A 22,343-nucleotide genomic window follows, 5' to 3' on the forward strand; every position below is an offset into this window, starting at 1 on the left:
TTCAAAAGAATTGTGAAATGTTTGTAATTCAAATATAAATAAAATATCTATTACAACCATTTTTATTTGAATTTATCAGATTTTGAGAAAATACTTAAAGAAGTCCTGAAAAAATTAAGAGAAATAATGGAGTAAGCTCACAGCGGTAAGTATCAACAGAAAAGAGAAGCAAATTACTGCTTCTCTTTTTATTTATATTCAATTATAATGTAATAAATATTCTTATTAATCATATTTCAGCCTGAACGAAAGTCTGTGATATTTTGTCGGTCCATATTTTATTAAAGCCTGCTGATGGGCTTTTGTGGCATAGCCGAAATTGGTGTTCCACTTGTATTCAGGATGCTCTTCGTGAAGCTCAATCATTAATCTGTCCCTATAGTTTTTAGCCAGAATAGAGGCTGCCGCAATAGACAGCACTTTTGAATCCCCTTTTATGATACACTGATGAGGAATATAGTTATATGGATGGAATTTATTACCGTCTACTAAAATCAATTCAGGGGTGATGGTTAATTGGTCTAAAGCACGATGCATAGCATGGATACTCGCATTAAGGATATTGTGTTCATCAATAAATGCAGGGGGCAATTCTGCAATAGCATAATTTTTTACATTGTCTTTTATATAGCTATCCAGTTCCATCCTCGTTTTGAATGTTAACTTCTTGGAATCATTAACCAGATTTTGTTTAAAACTGTCATCCAGAATAACAGCTGCTGCCACCACAGGTCCACTTAGGCATCCTCTTCCCACTTCATCACATCCGGCTTCGATGTAATGATCTGTCCATTTTTGTAGTAAATCCATGTAATTATTTGTATCAGAAGATAAATGACTGTAAAATTAATGAAAATTATATTTTTAAAACGTTTTATAATTATTAAAAGGTATTATTTCCATTTGAAAAACAGCGATTTTGTACCTAACATCTGTTTGTTTTTCTTAAGATATATTTCTATTGTTTTGCTTTTAGGGAGTGGAGTTTCTTAGTATTGTCATTAGGGCAAATTAACACTCGCTGCTCTATTTAAGAAGAAATATATTTTATGCATGGCATCGCATTAATTTACAGATGATTACAAATTACTCATTTTAATGTGACTTACGGGTTTGATAATCAGTTTCTTATTATGATATTTTGTTGATTTTCTTTATAGAAACTATCAATTAAAAGTCTTTGTATTTTCAGGAAAAAAAATATGGGTTATATGGTGTGTCTTTGTTAATTGTTTTACTTTTAACATAATTTAATAATTTTTTTGTTTGTTATATTGAAAAATAATAAATATTTGATAATTTTTTGACATTTTGTTTTGTGCTTTTAAGAAAGTTTTACAAATTTGTACAGTTACAAAAATTATAATTTGATATGAAGAAACTAACAACAAGTCTACTTGTTTTGGTATTGAGTTCCTCTATAGCTGTTGCTCAGGCACAAGAGAAGAACGATACTATCAAAACAAAAGAAATTGAGGGGGTAGTAGTAACTGCACTCGGAATTAAAAGAGAGAAGAAAGCACTTGGGTATGCGTCCCAGGAAATCAAAGGAGATGTCCTTAGAGAAGGCGCAAATACCGGAAATTTATCTAGTCAGATGGCTGGTAAAGCAGCAGGTGTTCAGGTAGTTACAAGTTCAAACTTTGGGGGAGCTTCCAGTGTCGTTATAAGGGGGATGAAGTCCATAGGTGGAAATAACCAGGCACTTTTTGTTGTTGATGGCGTTCCAATCAGTAATAATAACAGTACTATTTCTTCAAGCTATACAATTTTTGATGGTGGAAATTCCATATCAGATTTAAACCCAAATGATATAGAAAGTATCAACGTATTGAAGGGAGCAGCAGCTTCTGCTCTATATGGAGAAAGGGCTTCTTCTGGAGTTGTAGTTATTACAACAAAAAAAGGAAGATCTAAGAAAAATAATGAATGGGGGGTAACTCTTACCAGCGAATATCAACATGGAGAAATTGATAAATCTACATTTGCCAAATATCAAAACAAATATGGAGCAGGATATGGGGGATCTAGTTTCCTGGATAGAGATATTAATGGAGATGGAATTGATGATCAGGTAGTAGGAACCAATAATGATGCTTCGGTAGGAACTGCTTTTGATCCAAACCTAATGGTTTATCAATGGTATTCTTTATACCCCAATTTACCTGGATATCACCAGGCAACTCCTTGGGTAGCTGGAAAACATACACCAGTTGATTTTTTTCAATCCGCACAAACTACTTCTAATTCTGTTACTATAGAAAAAGGAAATGAAAATTCAAGTGTTTTAATTAATTATAATAATTTCTTAACTACTGGTGTACTTCCTAATTCTGATCAGAAGAAAAATACCATTTCTGCAAAATTTGATTATAAAGTGACTGATAAGCTTACTGCTACGGTTTATTCTTCATTAACTATGCAGAATACAGTAGGTAGAAATGCTACTGGGTATAATGATAATATTATCGGAGGTTTCAGACAATGGTGGCAAACGAATGTGGATATGTATCAGCTAAGAGATGCTTACTTCAACTCGGGAGGACAAAATATTTCGTGGAATCCTAATGGTTACAGTTCACCATCCAGTTTCTTATCACCTGCTTTTTGGAACAACCCTTACTTTGACAGGTATCAAAATTACCAAAGTGATAGGAGAACTCGTTTTTTTGGATATGGAATGTTGAATTATAAGTTCTCAAATTCTGTTAGCGTAACGGGGAGGGTATCATCAGATTTCTCTAACCAGAAAACGGAAGTTAGAAAAGCTGTTGGCAGCCATGCAGAGGCGTTTGGTATTGTTTCTGGAATCCCGACTGCATTAAATCCACAGCCTAACGCATCATCAGGATATTATTTGAGCAACTTATATTCCAATGAAATCAACTTTGACTTATTTGCGAATTATAATAAGAAATTTGATAATGAAATCAATATAGGAGCAGTATTAGGAACTTCAGTGAGAAGAAATACTTTAGAGACTACAGATGCCTCTACCCAACCAGACGGAACAGGAGCTGGTTTAATTGTTCCGGGGCTGTATGCGATAAGAAATTCTGCAGGACAGGTCGTACCTACGCAGGAATATAGCGCAACCTTTACATTACCAAGAGCCTATGGTCAGTTTTCATTGGGATATCAGGATACATACTTCTTAGAAGCAACAGGGAGTGTAGATAAATCTTCAAACCTGCCAAGTGGTAATAACGTTTATTTTTACCCATCGGTTTCCGGTTCTGTAGTATTGTCCAACCTTGTTAAACAAGATTGGCTTTCCTTCTTGAAAGTAAGAGGAAACTGGGCACAGGTTGGTAAGACTACCGATAACTATAGATTGATAGATACTTACAATATTAGAGGACTTTATGGTAACACTCCAATTGTAGATCCTAACAGTTATAAAAATAATCCAGGTTTAAAACCGGAAAGATCAACAGAAGTAGAAGTTGGTATGGAGGCTCGATTTTTAAATAATAGAGTAGGATTCGATGTAAGTTTATATAAAACAAATTCTAAAGATCAGATATTGTTGGTTCCTATATCGGGAGCGTCAGGTTATACATCCAAATGGTATAATGCAGGAGAACTGGAAAACAAAGGGATAGAAGTTCAACTTAACCTAGTGCCGATTAAGAGTTCAAATTTTAAATGGGATATGAACTGGAATTGGGCGATTAATAAAAATAAGGTGTTAAGTCTTAATGAAGGGATTAAAAATCTTCAGTTAGGAAGAGGAGTTAATGATGTAACATTCAATGCGCCTGTTGGTGAAGCTTATGGACAGATTTGGGGTACAGACTTTGTTTATTCTCCCGATGGCCAGAAAGTAATTAATCCGGAAACTGGAAATTATGAAATGACGGCATCTAAGACTAATGTTATTGGGAATATCATGCCTCAATATACATGGAGTGTTAGAAATAGTATTTCCTACAAGGCCTTTACCTTTACATTCCTGATTGATGGGCAGCAGGGCGGAAGTGTATTTTCAGCAGATATGCTGTATGGAACAGATACTGGTCTTTATCCGGAAACATTGGCGATCAGAGAACCAGGTGTAGTATTGCCGGGTGTGGTAATGCAAAATGGACAATATGTTCAAAATAATGTTCCATTGTCTGCGGATAATAGTCCATCAGAGACTGGTTCTCTATTGGCTTCAGGAAATTATCCTGCGAAACAATTTGTATATGATGCATCATTTATAAAATTAAGAGAAGCTGCCATATATTTTGATATTCCAAAAAGTTTATACGCCAATACCTTTATTACAGGGATGAAGTTTGGAATATTTGGTAGAAACTTATGGATTATTCATAAAAACTTACCTTATGCAGACCCTGAAGCAGGGTATACTGGAGGATCAGCCTTAGGGGTACAGGGAGCCAACTTATCCAGAGGATATTCTATAGGGGCAATGCCTACTACCAGAACTTTTGGAGCTAATTTTACAGTTAATTTTTAAAAGAAGTCAAAATGAAAAAAATAATATTTAGTCTTTTTATTGCCAGTGTGGCTTTAACTTCATGTGGAAGAGAAATTACATCACTCAATAGCGATGAAAAAAATCCGGAGAATGTAAATCCTGATTTCTTATTTGCTTCGGCAGAAGTAGGATTGGTTACACAAATGACAACTCCAAGTGTGAATCTTAATATTTTTAGATTTTTCACACAACAATGGACTGAAACACAATATACTGACGAATCTGTTTATAATCTTCCAAAACGAAGAGTTCCAGATAATAACTGGAATATTCTATATGCTCAGTTAACAAAACTAGAACAGGTTAGAAGTGCGTCCAATTCTATTACCGATGCATCTGTTAAAGCAGGTAAAATAGCAACTATTGAAGCGTTGGAAATTTATATTTACAGTGTTTTGGTAGATACATATGGAGATATTCCTTATTCTCAAGCCGTACAGGTTGATAAATATCCAACGCCGGTTTATGATGATGCTAAAACAATCTATGCAGATTTGATAAAAAGGAGTGATGCTGCACTTGCTCTATTAAATGGCAATACAACGTCAGGTTTTGGGTCTGTTGATGCTATTTTTGGTGGAGATATGAATAAAGTTAAAATGTTTTTAAACAGTACTAAACTGAGAATGGGATTAAACTTAGCTGATGTAGATAATACATTGGCAAAGACTACCGTAGAAAGCGCAGCGAGCAGTGGTGTTGTTCTTAACAATTCTCAAAATTTAGGACTTAAATTTACATCATCAGGTCAGTTTACCAGTCCTATTTTTATAGAGATGGTATCAAGTGGAAGATTTGATTTTGTGCCGGCTAATACATTAGTGGATGTAATGAATCCTGCTGCAGATCCTAGACGTGCAAGTTATTTCACAACAGCTCCTTCCGGACAATATGTAGGAGGATTGTATGGGAAACAAAATGTATATGCTAACTTTTCTCATGTAAATCCTTCTATTTTGAAAGCTGATAATTATGCATATCTTTTTGATGCTTCGGAAGTTAATTTTATGCTGGCTGAAGCGGCTGCAAGAAACTTTAATGTTGGAGGCACTGCAGCTGTTTACTTTTCAAACGGTATAAAAGCTTCAATGGATTTTTGGGGAGTGGCAGCTGCTGATCGTGATGCTTATGTTGCTGCAAATAATTTTGCAACATTACCAGGAACATGGAAGCAAAAAATAGGAATGGAAGCATGGATCGCCACTTACAATAGAGGATTTGAAGCATGGGAATTTTCAAGGAGGTTAGATTTCAAAGTATTTGAGAAACCTGGATCCAGAGTTGTTCCTACGAGAATTTATTATCCAATTAACGAAGGAAGTGTAAATGGTGCAAATCGTGCAAATGCATCAACTAAACAATGGGGATCAGTCAATGGAGATGTACAAGGGTCTAAAATATTTTGGGATACTCTGTAAATCATATTACAAACCATCTTCGGGTGGTTTGTATTTCTATCTTATATTTTGATACACAATAACAAAAAAATATGAAAAATTTAAAAGCACTTTCTAAAAAAGAACTTACAAAAATTCAAGGTGGCCAAGCCCCTTTATGTTGCTTAAGCTGGAATCCAGTATTGAGAGAATGCAGAAGGTGGGACGAGAATTGTCTTAATCCTTAATAACTTTAAAGACTTCATTTATGAAGTCTTTTTTATTTCACTAAATTTGTACTTTAAAATTTTGAGAAGAAAAGGCTATTTCGCATGCCCTTAAAAAAGTAATATATACACATGAATATTAAAGATACTATAGAAAAGAAACTTGCAGAGGTTATTTTAAATGTATATCAGTTAAAAGACATCAATCTGGAAGTTCAGGAGAATAAAACGGAATTTGAAGGCGATTTTACGATTGTTACCTTTCCATTGGTGAAACAGCTCAAGAAAAATCCGGAAAGTATTGGTGTTGAATTGGGAGAAGCTTTGACTGAACAGTCTGATCTGTTTGAAAGTTTTAATGTAGTAAGAGGCTTCCTGAATGTTAAAGTACAGAACCAGTTGTTTGTGGATAACTTCAGAACTGTAAGCCGTGATTTTGACACTATTGAAAAGAAAAATTCTACCGTAATGGTGGAATATTCTTCTCCGAATACCAACAAGCCGCTTCACTTAGGACACGTCAGAAATAACTTATTAGGGTTTTCTGTGGCTCAGATCTTAAAAGAAGCAGGATATGATGTGATCAAAGCACAGATCATCAACGACAGAGGAATCCATATCTGCAAATCTATGCTGGCCTGGGAGAAATTCGGGCACGGAGAAACTCCTGAAACAACCAATACAAAAGGAGATAAGTTTGTCGGAAACTATTATGTGGAATTCGATAAAAACTATAAAAAAGAAATTGCAGAGCTTGTAGCGCAGGAAATAGAAGAAGAGCAGGCTAAAAAAGAAGCTCCACTGATCAAAGAAGCTCAAAAAATGCTGTTGGACTGGGAGAAAGGAGATGAAGCGGTAAGAAATCTTTGGAACGAAATGAATTCATGGGTTTATAAAGGATTCAATGAGACATACCAGAGACTTGGAGTGGATTTTGACCAGGTTCAGTATGAAAGCAATACCTATATTTTAGGAAAAGATCTGATCCAGGAAGGTCTGGACAAAGGTATTCTTTACCAGAAAGAAGATGGCTCCGTATGGTGCGACCTTACCGATGAAGGTCTGGACCAGAAGCTTCTGCTTCGTTCAGACGGAACTTCGGTTTATATGACTCAGGATTTGGGAACGGCTGTAGAGCGTTTTAAAGGAAGCAATATTCAAAAATTGATTTATACCGTTGGAAATGAGCAGGATTATCATTTCCAGGTTCTCTTTAATATTCTGAAAAAACTTGGTTATTCCTGGGCAGATCAGTTGTTCCACCTTTCTTACGGAATGGTTGAGCTTCCGGAAGGGAAAATGAAATCCCGTGAAGGAACTGTAGTGGATGCAGATGATCTGATGGCAGAAATGCATGAAACAGCAAAATTAAAAGCCATAGAACAAGGAAAACTTGAAGGCCTTTCGGAAGAAGCGAAAGAAGCATCTTACGAAATTATTGGCATGGGAGCCTTGAAGTATTTCATGCTGAAAGTGGATCCTAAGAAGAAAATGCTCTTTAATCCGGCTGAAAGTATTGAATTTAATGGAAATACAGGTCCATTCATTCAGTATACCTATGCCCGTACTCAGTCTTTGCTGGCAAAAGCCGGTTATGAGTATAAAGAAATTTCAGATGTTGCTTTAAACCAGTTTGAAAAAGAATTGATTATGCTGCTGGCGAACTACAGAACAGTCGTAGAAAGAGCTGCGGAAGCATTAAGCCCTGCATTGGTCGCCAATTATGTTTATGATTTGGCTAAATCTTATAATTCATTCTATCAGAGTAATATCATTCTGAAACTGGAAGATGAAAATTTAAAACAGTTCCGTTTAAATCTTTCAGACCTTACCGCTAAAACGATTAAAAAATCTTTAGAACTGCTGGGAATAAATACAGTAAACAGAATGTAAAAATAAAGCCTCCTGGAATTTTTTCGGGAGGCTGTTTTTTTATGTGAAATGTATTAGATAAAACACCTGTTAATTTTTATCATGGAAATGGGAATCACGCATCCCGAACCTCTCCACTTTCTCTCAGTTCATCTTCCTTTTTACTGTCTCTGTACAGCTTCAGGGCAGTCCATTTTGCGTGCTTGGAAAGAACAACCTTATAGCCTTTTTTGTAATTATATACCTTTGTAAACTTTGCTCCGAAAAAGATAAGCATACAGGAATAATTAATCCACATCATAATTAAAATGACGGTTCCGGCCGCTCCGAAGGTAGATGTCGGTTTGAAATTACCAAAATAAAGGCTCAGTAAAAATTTACCCAGCGTAAATAAAATGGTGGTCAGTAAAGCGCCTTTCCATACAGGTTTCCAGCTGATTTTCACATCGGGAAGTACTTTAAACATGAGTGCAAATAAGAGCATCACCAATCCAAAACCGATCGCGAAATTCACAAACTCTACGAGCATATAGGTTTCAAAACCAAAATAACTGGTGATCCAGTTGTTGAACAGGCTGATCATCGAAGATAAGATCATAGTGATCATCAGTAAAAAACCTAGAATAAGAATCATTCCTAATGAATTGGCTCTGTCTAAAAGAAATTTCACAAAGGCTTTTTTAGGCGCTGCTTCTACATCCCAAAGCGTATTTAAAGTATGCTGAAGCTGGAAAAACAATGTGGTAGAACCAAAAATAAGAGATCCTATCCCTACAGTTTTCATGAAAATATTCTGCTTGTCAATGAGAGCTCCTGCAATCATTCCTTCAATACTTTTAGCAACATCCTTTCCCATTAATCCGCCGATCTGGTTGCTGATCTCGCCGCGGATCGCTTCCTCACCGAAAAAATTTCCTGCAATCCAGATAATAATAATCAATAATCCGGGGATAGAAAAGATGGCATAATAGGCCAGACTTGCCGAATCTTTTGATGCAGAAGAATCATTCCATTCAGTAAAGGTGTCTTTAAGCACCTCCCAGAAAAATTTGATAGTATTGATCATATTAGAAAGGATATCCGATGGCTATATTTAAAACTAAATTATCTTTTCTCCAGCTTGAATCCCCGAAATTAATCCGGTCAAATGCCCACCGGTCTCCTTTTTCATAATAAGGAACCCTCAAAGGCATCGCAAGGTCAAGCCTTAAAATCAGGATAGAAAAATCAAGTCTCAGGCCAACTCCGGCTCCCACTGCAATTTCACTTAAAAATTCTTTTGAAAATTTGCCTCCGGGTCTGTACTCATCAGCATTGATCAACCAAACATTTCCTGCGTCAACAAAAGCAGCAACATTCAGGAATTTATAGATATTAGCACGGTATTCAGCATTTAATTCTAATTTGATATCTCCCGCCTGATCCAACAGGAAGCCTTTTTCAATCGTTCGGGGATCAAAACTTCCCGGACCTAAAGTTCTTGCACGGAAAGCACGGATACTGTTACTTCCTCCCGAGAAGAACTGCTTGGAGAAAGGGATAAATTCCGAATTCCCGTATGGATAGGCTATCCCTCCGATAAATCTGGTAGCCAAAGAACTCTTCTCTGTAAATTTATGGTAGAACCTGAAATCATGTTCCATTTTTGCATATTGGCTGAACGGAACTCCGAAGATGTTTTTCTGTTTATCTTTTTTGGCATTGGCTCCCGTTACCAAACCGGTAATATTTCCTGCAAGATCTAATGTTCCCTTATAATAAACCGTATTCGTTTTGGGAAGCATTGTATTGGTATACGTGTAGGAATAAGTCGGCCCGAAAATAAGCTGCTTTTCAACCACTCTTCGTGCAGCAGGAGTAGTGGCTTGCTTACGGAATTCATCGGTTACTTTGGCAGGAGAAACCAAAGTAATGTCAATGACTTTTAAATCATGTTCCTTTCTGGCATTCTCTTTCCAGACATAACCGAATGAGGCTGTAAAATTATTAAGGGTGTAAAGCTGGGTACGGTTTTGAAATTCATAGCCTAAAGTAATATTCGTTCTCGGAACAAAAGCACTTGAAGAATTGAAACGGAAAGGCGCAACAATTCTTGGTATTGAAAGCTGTACATTCGTTCCTGCACGGAATAGATTTTTTGCATTTTCCTGCCCTCCCATCTGGAAATCAAAGGCTCCGTAAACAGCTGCTTTAAACTGCTCGGCTCCTCTGAAGAAATTCCTGTGGGTCCAGTTTAAGTTTAATTCACTACCCGCATAATTGGCGGAATTCGTTCGTCCCAAAGCCTCCAGCCTGAGCGACTGAATTTGCCTCGGTGTCAGTAAATAATAGGCATCAAACTGATGCTTTAATGAATCCGAAACAATGAATTCATTTTTTACAAATTTAAAGACTCCCAGACTGATCAGGCGGTTAAGCGTAAGATTATGATTGGAACGGTTATAAAGATCTCCTTTCTTAAAATACAGAGCTCTGTCGAAAATTTTCGATTTAAATTTATGCTGAGGATCAATAACGTAAATGTCATTATATGCATATTTAGAAAGAGAATCCGCATTCATCGGAACACTGTACTTGCCTCTTTTTACATCCCGGATATTATAATTGGGGAAGACAATGACTTTGTCAATGCTGAACTGCTCCGTTGCCAGATCCGGAGTATTTTCTTTTAACTTTACATTAAGCTCAACCTTGTGATTTTTACTTACCGTACTGTCAGCCTGAACAATAATATTATCAGGGTTGAAATAATAGAATCCTCTTTCTTTTAAACCGGTATCAATACGCTCTCTTTCATCTTTAATCACATCAAGATCGAAAGGCTTTCCGGATTTGAGTAAAGTTTTATTCGTTAAACTTTGAATTTCTCTGTTGACAAGGGAAGAATCCTGCTGAAACTTAACATTGCTTATAAAATATCTTGCACCCGGCTTTAAAGTATAAATTACCTTTGCTTTTTTATTTTTGGAAACCGTGTCATAAGTGGCTTTTGCATTAAAATAGCCCTTGTTTTCAGAATAATTTTCAATGATCTTTCTGTTAAATTCACGATCTACATCTCCTAGCAGAACAGGCTTTTCGCCTACCTTATATTTTAGCCAGTAATTAAAACCCTTATCTTTTTTGGGTTCTTTGGCAATATTATAAAAATACAGTCTCGGGCGCAGTCCCAATATGGTGGAATTAGGTTTAGGAACCAGATTTTCCTCCAGTGCGGACTGAAGCTCATTTTTCTCCTTCTTGGAAATAGTATCATTCTCTATTTTCACTTTCCCTCCTGCATAAAGCATCTGACCTTCCTTCAGGAATTTCGTATTGCTGCATGAGAGAGTAGCCGCCGCAAACCCCGAAGCGAATACATATTTCCAATATATACTAAATCTGATTTTCATTATTTAAATTCTACTACCTGGTTATTTTTGTTTTCTTTTTTACGTTTGTCCTTCCTGGATTTCTGGAAAATTTCACGGAATTTATCATAATCTAAGGTAATGATAAACCCTAATCCAGTCTCTATGATCTGTCCCTGAAGAGCTACCTGGTATTCATCCTTACGGTAGGCACGAAGCATATACCTCCCGTCTTTTGAAAGGCTGTAATCTACGGTGACGTTTCCGGCAATATTGGTAGTGCTTTCATTTTGGCGTGCTTCCCCTTCCAGGGCAAAATTACTTCCCACGGAAACTTTCAGACGGTCATTCAGTAATTTTTTGCTTAATCCTACATTCAGGTCTGTTCTTGTATTTTTTGTTCCGCTTGAATAATCTTCAGAAGAGTCAAGGCCCAGATCAATATCAACTCCTTTAATCAGTCCCGAAGCCAGATTGTTCAGCTGCTGGGAAAGAATTTTACTCACACTCTGTCTGGCCATTGTTTCAGCCGACATTCCCGCACCGGATTCAAAAGGATTTTCTCCAATGAAACGGTTCAGGAGAAGAAGTGCAAAGACCTGTTTATTCATTTCCGATTCCTGGGTCCTTAGCTGGGTGAGCTTTTGGTCTACCATATCCGTTACCGCCGACGAGACAGAATTATTTTTCTCATCCGTAGTAATATCAAACGTGATCTGCGGTTTCAGAAGCTCTCCTTTCATCTTTAATAAAGTATTGAAAGGTATTCTCTGCTTAAACTGATTCATTACAGACGCATCTTCACCGCTTACCTGTTGCTCAACGAGATCTATAGGTGGAGCCTCCGTTTTATAGACAGCCGTAATATCCAATGTTGCTGTAGTAGGTTCCCCGGTCCATGTGATCGTGCTTCCTTTCTGGATGTCAAATTTACGTTTCAGAAGACTTACAGAAAGCTCATAAGATCCTTTTTCCACTTCATATACTCCTACAAGAGTTGTTTTTCCTGACGGATCAATTCCCCCGGTCAGTTCCGCTTCACCCTGAAGTTTTACAAAATCTCCGTTCGCTTTATCAATAACAATAGACAGTTTAGCCTCTTTGCTTACTTCAATATTCACACTTACATCCATTCCTTTGAAACGGCTTTGTGCATTCAGAGAATCCGTTTTGATGGTTTTATTTAAAACTACCTGGTCCTGGTCGATAAATTCTACAATTCCGTCTCTTTCCTGCAGGGAAGGGCTCGATTGCGGAAGAACAAAAGTGAAATCCGTATCATCGGAAACCGACAGTCTGCCGTCAATTTTTGGAAGATCCAGGTTTCCACGGATATGAAGCCCTGCATCAATGGCAAGAATCCCGTACATCATCGCATCATTGGATTTTTCTGAGTTAACCACTTTGAAGTCTTTGGCATTGACATCAAGATTGAATGCGAAATCCCGGTACGTCTGGGTAAGGACCTGCCCGTTGATCACGAGAGAATTTCCATCCTTATCATTTATTTTAAACTTATTAAGCTCGATTCCCCGGCTTGTAAAATCAATATCATCATTTAGCTTTCTGAAATCACTACCTGTTTTGGCAATTTCCAGTCCCACATCATTGAATTTTACCTTACCTAAAATATTCGGTTTATCCGTATTTCCGGTGATCTTTAAATCTCCTGAAAGAAAGCCTTCTGTATTTGTTATCGCATTCATGGAAAAGCCCTGGACACTCTTCATCTGCAGCCTGTTGATTGCCATATTCAGATCAAATGTACTGGAAGAGGTATTGTAATCTCCAAGAATTTTCACATCATTATTATTACCGGAAAGGGCAACGTCGGCATTTAAAATATTCGGTGAAGTATTATTCACTTTTACCGCCAGGTTTCCAACCGGGCTTCCATACACAATCAGGTCGGAAATATTCAGATCAGAAGTAAAGGTCATGTTTTTTGTAACATTCTTAAGCTGGGCTGTTCCGTTAATGGTTCCTTTTGCCAGAACCGTATCTTTTTTGATCAGCTCAGTAATCGTTTCAATTTTAAAATCTTTCAGGGAAACATTCAAAGGGCTAGTTGGGCGGTCTGTTTCAGACTGAAGAGAAATTTCACTTCCCGCATTGGACAGGATAAAATTATCGGCTACAATTCCCTGGCTGCTGATCTGGATTTTATTGTTCTCTGCCACGTTCCAGTCTGCATAATTCAATTTCAAGCCGTTCGGATTCAGGGAGATTTCCGTGATATCATTCAAAGACTTTGCATTTCCTGCAATCAGGAACTGGGTGGCATCTTTATCGTCTTTCGTGGTAATAGTATAATTGATGGTATTATCTGCAACATCTCCGCTTAATGCAATTTTTTTCAGGGTAAAGCTGGAGCTTTTTAAAGAACCGGCATTCAGGCTATATTGTAATGCCTGATTTTCATTGGTTACCCTTAAAGCAATATTTTCCAGTGAATTCTCACCGTATAACAACTGCGGGATCTGTCCGTGAATCTCAATTTTTTGAGAGTCCGCATCATAATTTCCGGTTAAATTGATTGTTTCAAAAGTTTTCAGCTCAGGAACAAATTTCCGGATCAGATCATCATTTTTTATCTTTGCATTGAATGTAAAAAACTGTCCGGGATCAATTTTCTGACCCTTAGCCGGTTTCTGGAACTGATAATACTGATTGATAGTCTGCGTTAAGGCCCCGAAGATCTGCGTCAGCTTATATTTTCCTTTCAAAGAAACATCTGCTATCTGGGAATTGAAAATGATCTGCGTTGAATCCTGGGTAGAAGAAGCTCTCAGATTGACTTCCTGAACCGGATACACTTCTTTCGTGTCTGAGAATGCAAAATCTTTCAGGTTGAGGTAGCCGTTAAGGGCATCAGGATTGAGGCTTGAAAAATCACCGTCGATCTTTCCTGCAATGATCATCGGCTTTTCATAGAATCCAAGCTTATTCACATCAAGCTTGATTACTTCACCGTTGATCTTTACCGTAGGATTTTTTTCATCATAAACCCCGGAAGCAATTAAATTAAGATTCGCATTCGGGTCTTTTGAGTTTAAAGCGATATTGTAGATACCACGGTTTATTTTACCTGTTAAATTCATATTCTGGTATCGGTATCCTTTGTAGACGGCCGATGCCACATGTCCTTTAAGGTCAGCTCTGGCATTTTTGAAATCAAAACTTTCTCCTTTTGCTGAAATCTGTGCCGTAATCGGGCCAATATCCTTATTTTTAATGATCTTTCCGACCTGGATGGCCTGGAGATTGGCTTTTACATCATACAGCTCACGGTTTTTCCTGCTCATGTCCACATCTGCAACAATAGCCGCATTTCCAAGGGTGGAGTAGAGGTTCAGATCTGCTTTTACCACTTTGGTCGTTCCCTTTGCATTTCCTTTGATGCTGAAATGGGAAGGCAGGGAAATATTGGAAGGAATTGTATTTTTCGGAACCAGGTTATACACTGTTTTTGCTTCTGCAGAAAACTCCCCGATCCTTAGGTCATAATAAAGATTTGCAGGTTTCATCGCATTTTTGATTCTTCCTGATGCAGCCACTCTCAGCTGGTCCAGACCTGAAATTTTAAGATCTTTGATCAGTAAATCATTAACGATTCCCTGAACATTGGCATTGACATTCAGAATAGCGTTTGGATATTTGTTGAACGGAGCTGTATTTCTTAAAGTGGGAACAATATTCAGGATATCTGCGAAACCTATTCTGGAATCTTTGATATTGGCAGAAATTTTTACGGTACCGGGATTTGAAGTTAACTGATCAAAAGAATCATAATTTAAAATGACCTCATCACGGATCAGCGTTTTCGGAGTCTGCAGATAAAGATCTTTTAAATAAGCCTGTTTTTCGGCATATACAAAATCCGTATTGAATTTCTGGATATTCAGACCTCTTGCTTCCTGAACTTCTGCGGAATTCACTGTTCCTGCAAAAGTATTATTCTCCATTTTGAAGCTTCTTAGCTCTACGTTCATTTTGGAAAAATTCATGTGGTTGAAATCCATTCCCTGTTTGGCAGGGGCAATGGCTGCGTTGTTGTAAACCGCTTTTACATCATTCAGGACAAGCTTTCCGAGAATCAGTTTCATGGCTTTATCCTTGTCCGAAACTTTAGAAACCTCAGGTTCTTTTTGGTCCTTCGGATTGGCATTTTGTGCAGGAAGATAAAGATTGGCATTAATATCTGCCCCGGAAAGAAAAACATTGGAAATATTGTAGGCATTATTTTCCAGATCAAGCTTATTGACCTTTGTACTCAATTCCTTGAACAGAACTTTAGCAAATGTTTTGGTATTATCATCCCCGTAATCAATATCGAAATTGGTGAGCTTGATGCCTCTAAGACCAATATTCATCGGCTTTTTATCATTCAGAGAATCTACCTTTTTCTCTACTTTTTTAGAAACCTCCTTGATAAGGTCCTGCTTTAATTTTAATTTAAGCCCGTCAAGATTGATGTCATTAACGGCATAAGTATTTTTATTGAGGTCAAAAGTTTTAACCCTGGTATCAAATGATTTGAAATATAATTTAATATCGTTCCTGGACTGCTGATCGTTGAACGTTACCCCGATATCTTTTAAATTGATTTTATCAAGAGAAATAATGAAAGGTTTGGAAGGGCTTTCCTCCTTGTCACTTGTCGCAAAAGCATTGATGATATAATCAAAATTGAATGTTCCGTCGGGCTTCCGTACCACATTTGCACGGGCTCCTTCAAGATCTACAGAAGTAATGTCAGCAGTAGAGCTGATCAGCTTCAGCATATTTAAACCTACATCCAGCTTTTTCACAGCCAAAAGCGTATCTACATCCTGTCCTTTAAGGTAAAGGTTTTCCATGATAAGGCTGTTTGGGAAACCTATGTAGACCTTTTCCAGGCTTACTTTGGTCTTGATCTTTTTTTCAAGATAAACAACCAGCTTGTCTTTGATGAAGTTTTGAACGGCAGGAAGCCTCAGACTCAGTATCAGCAGGGTAAGGAAAACCAATATTGAAATAAAGGTTATTGCAATACGCCTCAGGAGTTTTCTTTTGTTGATTTTCAGTTTCAAATGCGATCAGGTTTGTAACAAAGATAAGAATACTATTTTATTAGTTCTTTGTTGTGGTATCCTATTGCAAATGCAAAAATCCTGCCTTGGCCGCCTTGTTATGGAATTTAGTTTAGTAGTTGTCAAGTGAATCAGTTGATGAAGACAGCCAAGGTGTGGATTTTTTCTTTAAAAAGCCCCCTTTTTAATCATTTTTGGTGTTGAAAAGGTTTAGCGAAAATGAAATTCAAATGTTAGAGTAATTGAAAGGGGGCAAAGATATATGGAGATAATAAATTTCTGTTAATTGTTTGCATTTTCCCATTTCACTTCTTCACCCTGCGGGGCAGCACCGCCCTGAGCCGGAGTGATGGGGGAAGTTTCCTGGTTGATATGATAGATATAGGCTGCAATTTTTTCAGCATCTCTTCCGGTAATGGTTCCCTCTTTGATAAAAGGTCTCATAGTAGGATTGTTGGGAGAGCCGTTTTCGAGCATCCAGAAAACATTTTTAAACAGACTTTTTTCTTTGATATTGATCCAGTGCGTGTCCGTAAGATTGGGGCCGATACCTCCTTTTCCGCCGTCACCGTGACAGGTTACACAGTTGGTTTTGAAAAGCTCCTGGCCTTCTCCGATATTGTCTGCGCTGTATTTTGCCGTTTCCAGATCAATCTGGGGTGCTGTTTTTTCATATTCTACTATGGAAGCCAGCATTGTGGTGGTTTCTTTGTTTAATTCTGCCTCAGGATGGGCGTATTCTGTAAAGGCAAAGGCCGTCATATACACGACACAGAATATGCATCCGAACCAGAAAAGGCCTATCCACCATTTTGGAAGGGAATTATCGAGTTCTGTGATTCCATCGAAGCCGTGATCGATAAGAATATCTTTTTCTTCCGTAGCAGACTGCTTTTTAAATGCCGAATTCCAAAGTTTCTGATAGTAGGGAATACTTTTCTCTGCTAAATATTCTTTCTTTTCCTCGTCTGACAGTCTGCTGAAGTTCTCATTTTCCACCAGGTCTCCGATCGAATTCATGATCAGAAGGAGAATTACAGCGATCAGCATCAGCGCCCAGAAAAACGGAGAGGAAAAATAACCTGAATCTCCGGCGAACATTTCAAACGCCATAATCGTTAAGCCTATCGTTGTTGCGATATATATTGAAATCGGGGTTCTCTTTTTCATTGCATTCAATTTTAAAGGTTATTCAGCGCTTGCGGTCTGGATCTGTGTCGTTTTTATATCGGTTCCCAACCTTTGCAGATAAGCGATCATGGCTATGATTTCTCTCTGCTCAAGCGGTACATAAGATGCACCTTTCGCTGTTTTTTCTTTTTCCATCTGATCTTTTAAATCCGTGGCTTCAGAATAAATTCTCTGTACAATAGCTTTGGATTGGGTATCTGCCCATTTTCCTGCAGAATCTATTTCAGCTTTTGAATAAGGCACATCGAAAGAATTCTTCATTAATCTCATTTTGTCAACCATCTGTGTGCGGTCCAGCTTGTTCGTGATCAGCCATGGAAAACGAGGCATGATGGAACCTGCTGAGGTAATTCTTGGGTTATACATATGTTTGAAGTGCCATGAATCCGGGTTTCTGCCGCCTTCTCTGTGAAGATCCGGTCCGGTTCTTTTGGATCCCCATAAAAATGGCCTGTCGTAGATAAATTCTCCGGCTTTTGAATACTGTCCGTTTTTACCTTCAAATCTTACAATTTCATCACGGAAAGGTCTGATCATCTGGGAGTGGCAGGAGTTACATCCTTCACGGATATACAGATCTCTTCCTTCCAGTTCAAGCGGCGAATATGGTTTTACAGCCGTAATGGTCGGAACGCTCTGTTTAAGAGATAGTGTAGGGACAATTTCTATTAATCCACCGATAGCTACAGTGATAAAAGCCAGGATAGAAAGCAGCTTTGGAGTTCTTTCCAGCCAAAGGTGCACGCCTTCGCCTTCTTTTCTTGCAGTGCCGATGTCTGCCAATGCAGGGGCTTCTGCGGGAGCATCTTTCTGGAACGAACCTGATCTTACGGTTTTGATCACATTAATCACCATTAAAATAGCTCCTGAAAGATAAAGGACACCTCCTAAGAATCTCATTTTAAAGTAAGGAATGATCGCTGTTACCGTATCCAGCCAGTTTTTATACATTAAAGTGCCGTCCGGGTTGAACTGTTTCCACATCAATCCCTGTGTGAATCCTGAAATATACATCGGAACAGCATAAAATATAATTCCCAATGTTCCCAGCCAGAAGTGCCAGTTGGCTAATTTTTTAGACCATAGCGGTGTTCTCCACATGATCGGAATCAGGTAATAGACTACTCCGAAGGCCATGAAACCATTCCATCCAAGTGCGCCCAAATGTACGTGCCCAATCACCCAGTCGGTGTAGTGCCCGATTTTATTTAAAGATTTTGTAGCTAATAAAGGTCCTTCAAAAGTGGCCATACCATAACAGGTAATGGCTACGACGAAGAATTTAAGGATAGGATTTTCTCTCACTTTATCCCAGGCTCCTCTTAAAGTAAGAAGGCCGTTCAGCATTCCTCCCCATGAGGGTGCAATAAGCATGATAGAGAATCCCGTCCCTACGGCCTGAGCCCATGCCGGAAGCGCCGTATACTGAAGGTGGTGAGGACCGGCCCATAGGTATACGAATATCAGCGACCAAAAGTGAATAATGGATAATTTATAGGAGAATACAGGACGCTGTGCCGCTTTCGGCATGAAATAATACATCAGACCCAGTACCGGAGTTGTCAGTACGAATGCTACGGCATTGTGACCGTACCACCATTGTACAAGAGCATCTTTTACACCGGCATATACGGAATAGGATTTCCAGCTTGTAAATGACAGGGGAATTTCAAGATTATTAAAGATATGGAGCATTGCCACTGCGATCCAGGTTGCAATATAGAACCAGATGGCTACATACAGGTGTCTTACCCTTCTTTTCGCAATGGTTCCGAACATATTGATTCCAAAAACGACCCATGAGAAAGTGATCAGAATGTCGATCGGCCATTCGTGTTCTGCATATTCTTTGGAAGTATTGATCCCCATTAAGAACGTGATCACTACGGCAACGATCATCAGCTGCCAGCTCCAGAAATGGATCCATGAAAGCGTATCGCTGTACATTCTTGTTTTTAAAAGTCTCTGCATGCTGTAATAGGCACCGCAGAAGAAGGAATTACACACAAAAGCAAAAATAACGGCACTGGTATGAAGCATTCTGATCCTTCCGAATCCCATAGCACCCTGCGTATTGATAAGCCCCTGGATATTTCCGCTTCTCAAACTCTGGATGGTGGTATCATCTGTCCCGAATAAAAACTCTGGTAATTCGGGGTAAAAAAGCATCAGCGCGGCTGTAAGTCCCAGCAGAAAGCCAACCAGCCCGAATACGATAGTAGCATACAAGAATGCTCTGACAATATTATTGTCATAATTGAATTTTTGCGTCTCCATAATTCCAATTGTATTGTACCGAAGTGATATTTATCGTCTGAAATCAGATATTTTTTGATCCTGATTGATATGAAAAAATAAATATCATGTAACGTGTTAATGTTTTGCCAAAGGTATTTATTAACTTTGTGTAAGTCTAGTAGGTATCCTTCTAAACTATACCGAAAACTACTAAAACAAGAACGATGAAAGTATGTGGTCAAAATATCAGGAAAATCCGTAGAAGCAAAGACTTTACGCAGGAGTATATGGCTTTTGAAATGGGCATTTCCCAAAAGGCCTATTCTGACATTGAAAATTCTAAAGTGAAGATCAATCTGGAAATACTGACGAAGATCTCCGGTATTCTGGAAATTAAGCCTTCCGATATCTGCAGTATCTCGCACAAATGCAGTATAGACGGAAACGATGACAGATATCAGTCACTTTTAGAGTATATGAAAAAGAATAATATTTCAATTCCGGAGGAATATCTATAATAAATACATTTTTTACTCTTTAATTCTTTAAAAACTGAATTTATTGAATCTTCTTCAGGCTTCACAGAAGGTGAATTTCTCTAAAGTTTTATATATTTAGGGCATAATTGATTTTATGAGCAGCGAACAGAAAACAGAGTCCAGTGATGGGGCTCTTGTCAGAGGATTAACCAACAGACATATTCAATTAATTGCCCTCGGAGGAGCTATAGGAACAGGATTGTTTCTGGGAATTGGTCCGGCAGCAGTTTTAGCGGGCCCGTCCGTTATTCTGGGATATGCTTTAGCAGGGATTATTGCATTCTTTATTATGCGCCAGCTTGGCGAAATGGTTGTTCAGGAACCTGTTTCTGGAAGCTTCAGTCATTTTGCGTATAAATACTGGGGAAATTTTCCCGGATTTGCTTCCGGGTGGAATTACTGGATACTCTATATCCTTGTTAGTATGGCTGAGCTTACGGCTATCGGGCATTATGTTCATTTCTGGTGGCCCGAAATCCCGCTCTGGGTGTCCAGTTTATTCTTTTTTATCATCATTAATGCATTAAATCTTGCTTCTGTAAAGGTATATGGCGAAACTGAATTCTGGTTTTCCATCATCAAAGTGGTGGCTATAGTTGCTATGATTATTTTCGGGATTTATCTGTTGGTAAGCGGTTCCGGAGGGGATAAAGCCAGTATTCAGAATTTATGGAATGACGGCGGATTCTTCCCAAAAGGATTATTTAATAAAACCGAAACAGGATATTCCGGGCTTTTTGCAGCTATGGCGATGATCATGTTTTCATTTGGCGGACTGGAGCTGATAGGAATTACTGCTGCAGAAGCTAAGAACCCGGAGAAAACTATTCCACAGGCTACGAACCAGGTGATCTACAGGATTCTGATCTTTTACGTGGGGGCATTAGTGATTTTATTCGCGTTGAGTCCGTGGAGAGAGATTACAGAAGGAACAAGCCCGTTTGTGATGGTTTTCCAGAATTTAAACGGATTTGAATTTAACCTGTTCGGAAAAGTAATACAGTTTAATTCGCTTATCGCAAATGTTTTGAACCTGATTGTCTTAACGGCTGCTTTGTCTGTTTATAACAGCAGTGTTTACAGCAACAGCCGTATGCTTTTCGGATTGGCACAGCAGGGGAATGCCCCGAAATTTTTAACGAAGCTGAACAAAAGTCATGTTCCTACCAACGCCATCATCATATCTTCCTGTTTTGCCGGAATCTGTATCATTATCAATAAACTGGTTCCAGAAAAGGCATTTGAATATTTAATGGCTTTAGTGGTTTCCACTTTAATTATCAACTGGCTGATGATATGCTATACCCATTTGAAATTTAAGAAAAGCATCATGAGTTCAGGAATTAAATCAAAATTCCCTTCCATATTCTATCCGGTATCGAATTACATCTGTATCCTTTTCTTACTGGCTATTTTGGTATTGATGAGTATTACGGGGATGGAAATTCAGGTGATTTTAATTCCGGTATGGCTGATTTTTCTGTTTCTAATGTTTAAACTGTATAAAAATAAAACCAAATAATTATAATATACAAGGACGGATTCTGATCTGTCCTTTTTTGTATCTTATTACAGCTGTAAGGTACTTTACATAGGTGAGGAAGTTAAACTTCTCAAAACACATTATACCTTAATGTTTTAAAAACAAAAACCACCCTTAAAAAAGGATGGTTTGTAGACCCACAGGGATTCGAACCCCAACTGATGGTACCAAAAACCAGAGTGCTACCGTTACACCATGGGTCTGTTTTATTTTAGTGGTGCAAATTTACAATTTTTTTCTTTACACACAAATAACAGTTTGGAAAAAATATAAGTTGTTGCTGTATTTTTTAAATTAAATTTCAATAAGCTTAAAAAATAGAATAGGCATGATATTATAAAAACAAAAACCACCCTTAAAAAGGATGGTTTGTAGACCCACAGGGATTCGAACCCCAACTGATGGTACCAAAAACCAGAGTGCTACCGTTACACCATGGGTCTGTTTTA

General features: G+C 38.1%; 11 protein-coding genes and 2 tRNA genes. 5 read left to right on the forward strand and 8 right to left on the reverse strand.

The annotated features are described in order from the left end of the window. Positions 1-225 precede the first annotated feature (225 nt). Positions 226-810 (reverse strand): ribonuclease HII, encoded by a 585-nt coding sequence (locus IX38_RS04620; RefSeq protein ID WP_034702229.1) that lies wholly within the window; start codon positions 808-810, stop codon positions 226-228. A gap of 562 nt (positions 811-1,372) precedes the next feature. Between IX38_RS04620 and IX38_RS04625 the strand changes: the two genes are divergently transcribed. The 3 genes from IX38_RS04625 (at position 1,373) to argS (ending at position 7,982) form a co-directional block, all read left to right on the forward strand. Next, positions 1,373-4,465, forward strand: coding sequence for a SusC/RagA family TonB-linked outer membrane protein (locus IX38_RS04625; protein WP_034702232.1), 3,093 nt, complete (start codon positions 1,373-1,375; stop codon positions 4,463-4,465). A gap of 11 nt (positions 4,466-4,476) precedes the next feature. Then, entirely contained in the window at positions 4,477-5,904 is a 1,428-nt protein-coding gene (locus IX38_RS04630; RefSeq protein ID WP_034702235.1) for a SusD/RagB family nutrient-binding outer membrane lipoprotein, read from the forward strand. A gap of 317 nt (positions 5,905-6,221) precedes the next feature. Continuing rightward, positions 6,222-7,982, forward strand: coding sequence for an arginine--tRNA ligase (gene argS, locus IX38_RS04635; RefSeq protein WP_034702237.1), 1,761 nt, complete (start codon positions 6,222-6,224; stop codon positions 7,980-7,982). 94 nt (positions 7,983-8,076) lie between these two features. Here the strand turns inward: argS and IX38_RS04640 are convergent, their stop codons facing one another. From IX38_RS04640 to ccoN, 5 genes are all read right to left on the reverse strand, one after another. Beyond that, positions 8,077-9,027 carry a YihY/virulence factor BrkB family protein gene (locus IX38_RS04640; RefSeq protein ID WP_034702240.1) on the reverse strand — a complete coding sequence of 317 codons (951 nt, stop codon included), beginning with the start codon at positions 9,025-9,027 and terminating at the stop codon, positions 8,077-8,079. A 1-nt stretch (position 9,028) separates the two neighbouring features. Then, entirely contained in the window at positions 9,029-11,353 is a 2,325-nt protein-coding gene (gene tamL / locus IX38_RS04645) for a translocation and assembly module lipoprotein TamL (protein WP_034702244.1), read from the reverse strand. Continuing rightward, positions 11,353-16,383: a translocation/assembly module TamB domain-containing protein gene (locus tag IX38_RS04650; RefSeq protein WP_084680202.1), complete on the reverse strand. Its 5,031-nt coding sequence runs from the start codon at positions 16,381-16,383 to the stop codon at positions 11,353-11,355. Before IX38_RS04650 ends, tamL begins: the two co-directional genes overlap by 1 nt. A gap of 282 nt (positions 16,384-16,665) precedes the next feature. Continuing rightward, entirely contained in the window at positions 16,666-17,553 is an 888-nt protein-coding gene (locus IX38_RS04655; protein ID WP_034702247.1) for a cbb3-type cytochrome c oxidase N-terminal domain-containing protein, read from the reverse strand. Positions 17,554-17,571: 18 nt separating this feature from the next. After that, entirely contained in the window at positions 17,572-19,851 is a 2,280-nt protein-coding gene (ccoN, locus tag IX38_RS04660; RefSeq protein ID WP_034702249.1) for a cytochrome-c oxidase, cbb3-type subunit I, read from the reverse strand. A gap of 185 nt (positions 19,852-20,036) precedes the next feature. On the opposite strand from ccoN, the gene IX38_RS04665 reads away from it, so the two are divergent. Further along, positions 20,037-20,330 (forward strand): helix-turn-helix domain-containing protein, encoded by a 294-nt coding sequence (locus IX38_RS04665; RefSeq protein ID WP_034702251.1) that lies wholly within the window; start codon positions 20,037-20,039, stop codon positions 20,328-20,330. A gap of 115 nt (positions 20,331-20,445) precedes the next feature. Continuing rightward, positions 20,446-21,873, forward strand: coding sequence for an amino acid permease (locus IX38_RS04670; RefSeq protein ID WP_034702252.1), 1,428 nt, complete (start codon positions 20,446-20,448; stop codon positions 21,871-21,873). A gap of 153 nt (positions 21,874-22,026) precedes the next feature. Here IX38_RS04670 and IX38_RS04675 read toward each other — a convergent pair. Together IX38_RS04675 and IX38_RS04680 are read right to left on the reverse strand one after the other, a co-directional pair. Further along, positions 22,027-22,097: transfer RNA gene (locus tag IX38_RS04675), tRNA-Gln, on the reverse strand. Positions 22,098-22,266: 169 nt separating this feature from the next. Beyond that, positions 22,267-22,337: transfer RNA gene (locus tag IX38_RS04680), tRNA-Gln, on the reverse strand. Positions 22,338-22,343 lie beyond the last annotated feature (6 nt).

Origin of the sequence: Chryseobacterium luteum (genome assembly GCF_000737785.1) — a bacterium.
GTDB lineage: Bacteria > Bacteroidota > Bacteroidia > Flavobacteriales > Weeksellaceae > Chryseobacterium > Chryseobacterium luteum.

Excerpts from the sequence above, each read along its gene's own strand:
- argS (WP_034702237.1), top strand. The coding sequence starts at position 6,222 with ATGAATATTAAAGATACTATAGAAAAGAAACTTGCAGAGGTTATTTTA.
- IX38_RS04665 (WP_034702251.1), top strand. The coding sequence starts at position 20,037 with ATGAAAGTATGTGGTCAAAATATCAGGAAAATCCGTAGAAGCAAAGAC.
- IX38_RS04670 (WP_034702252.1), top strand. The coding sequence starts at position 20,446 with ATGAGCAGCGAACAGAAAACAGAGTCCAGTGATGGGGCTCTTGTCAGA.
- IX38_RS04630 (WP_034702235.1), top strand. The coding sequence starts at position 4,477 with ATGAAAAAAATAATATTTAGTCTTTTTATTGCCAGTGTGGCTTTAACT.
- ccoN (WP_034702249.1), bottom strand. The coding sequence starts at position 19,851 with ATGGAGACGCAAAAATTCAATTATGACAATAATATTGTCAGAGCATTC.
- IX38_RS04655 (WP_034702247.1), bottom strand. The coding sequence starts at position 17,553 with ATGAAAAAGAGAACCCCGATTTCAATATATATCGCAACAACGATAGGC.
- IX38_RS04620 (WP_034702229.1), bottom strand. The coding sequence starts at position 810 with ATGGATTTACTACAAAAATGGACAGATCATTACATCGAAGCCGGATGT.
- IX38_RS04640 (WP_034702240.1), bottom strand. The coding sequence starts at position 9,027 with ATGATCAATACTATCAAATTTTTCTGGGAGGTGCTTAAAGACACCTTT.
- IX38_RS04625 (WP_034702232.1), top strand. The coding sequence starts at position 1,373 with ATGAAGAAACTAACAACAAGTCTACTTGTTTTGGTATTGAGTTCCTCT.
- tamL (WP_034702244.1), bottom strand. The coding sequence starts at position 11,353 with ATGAAAATCAGATTTAGTATATATTGGAAATATGTATTCGCTTCGGGG.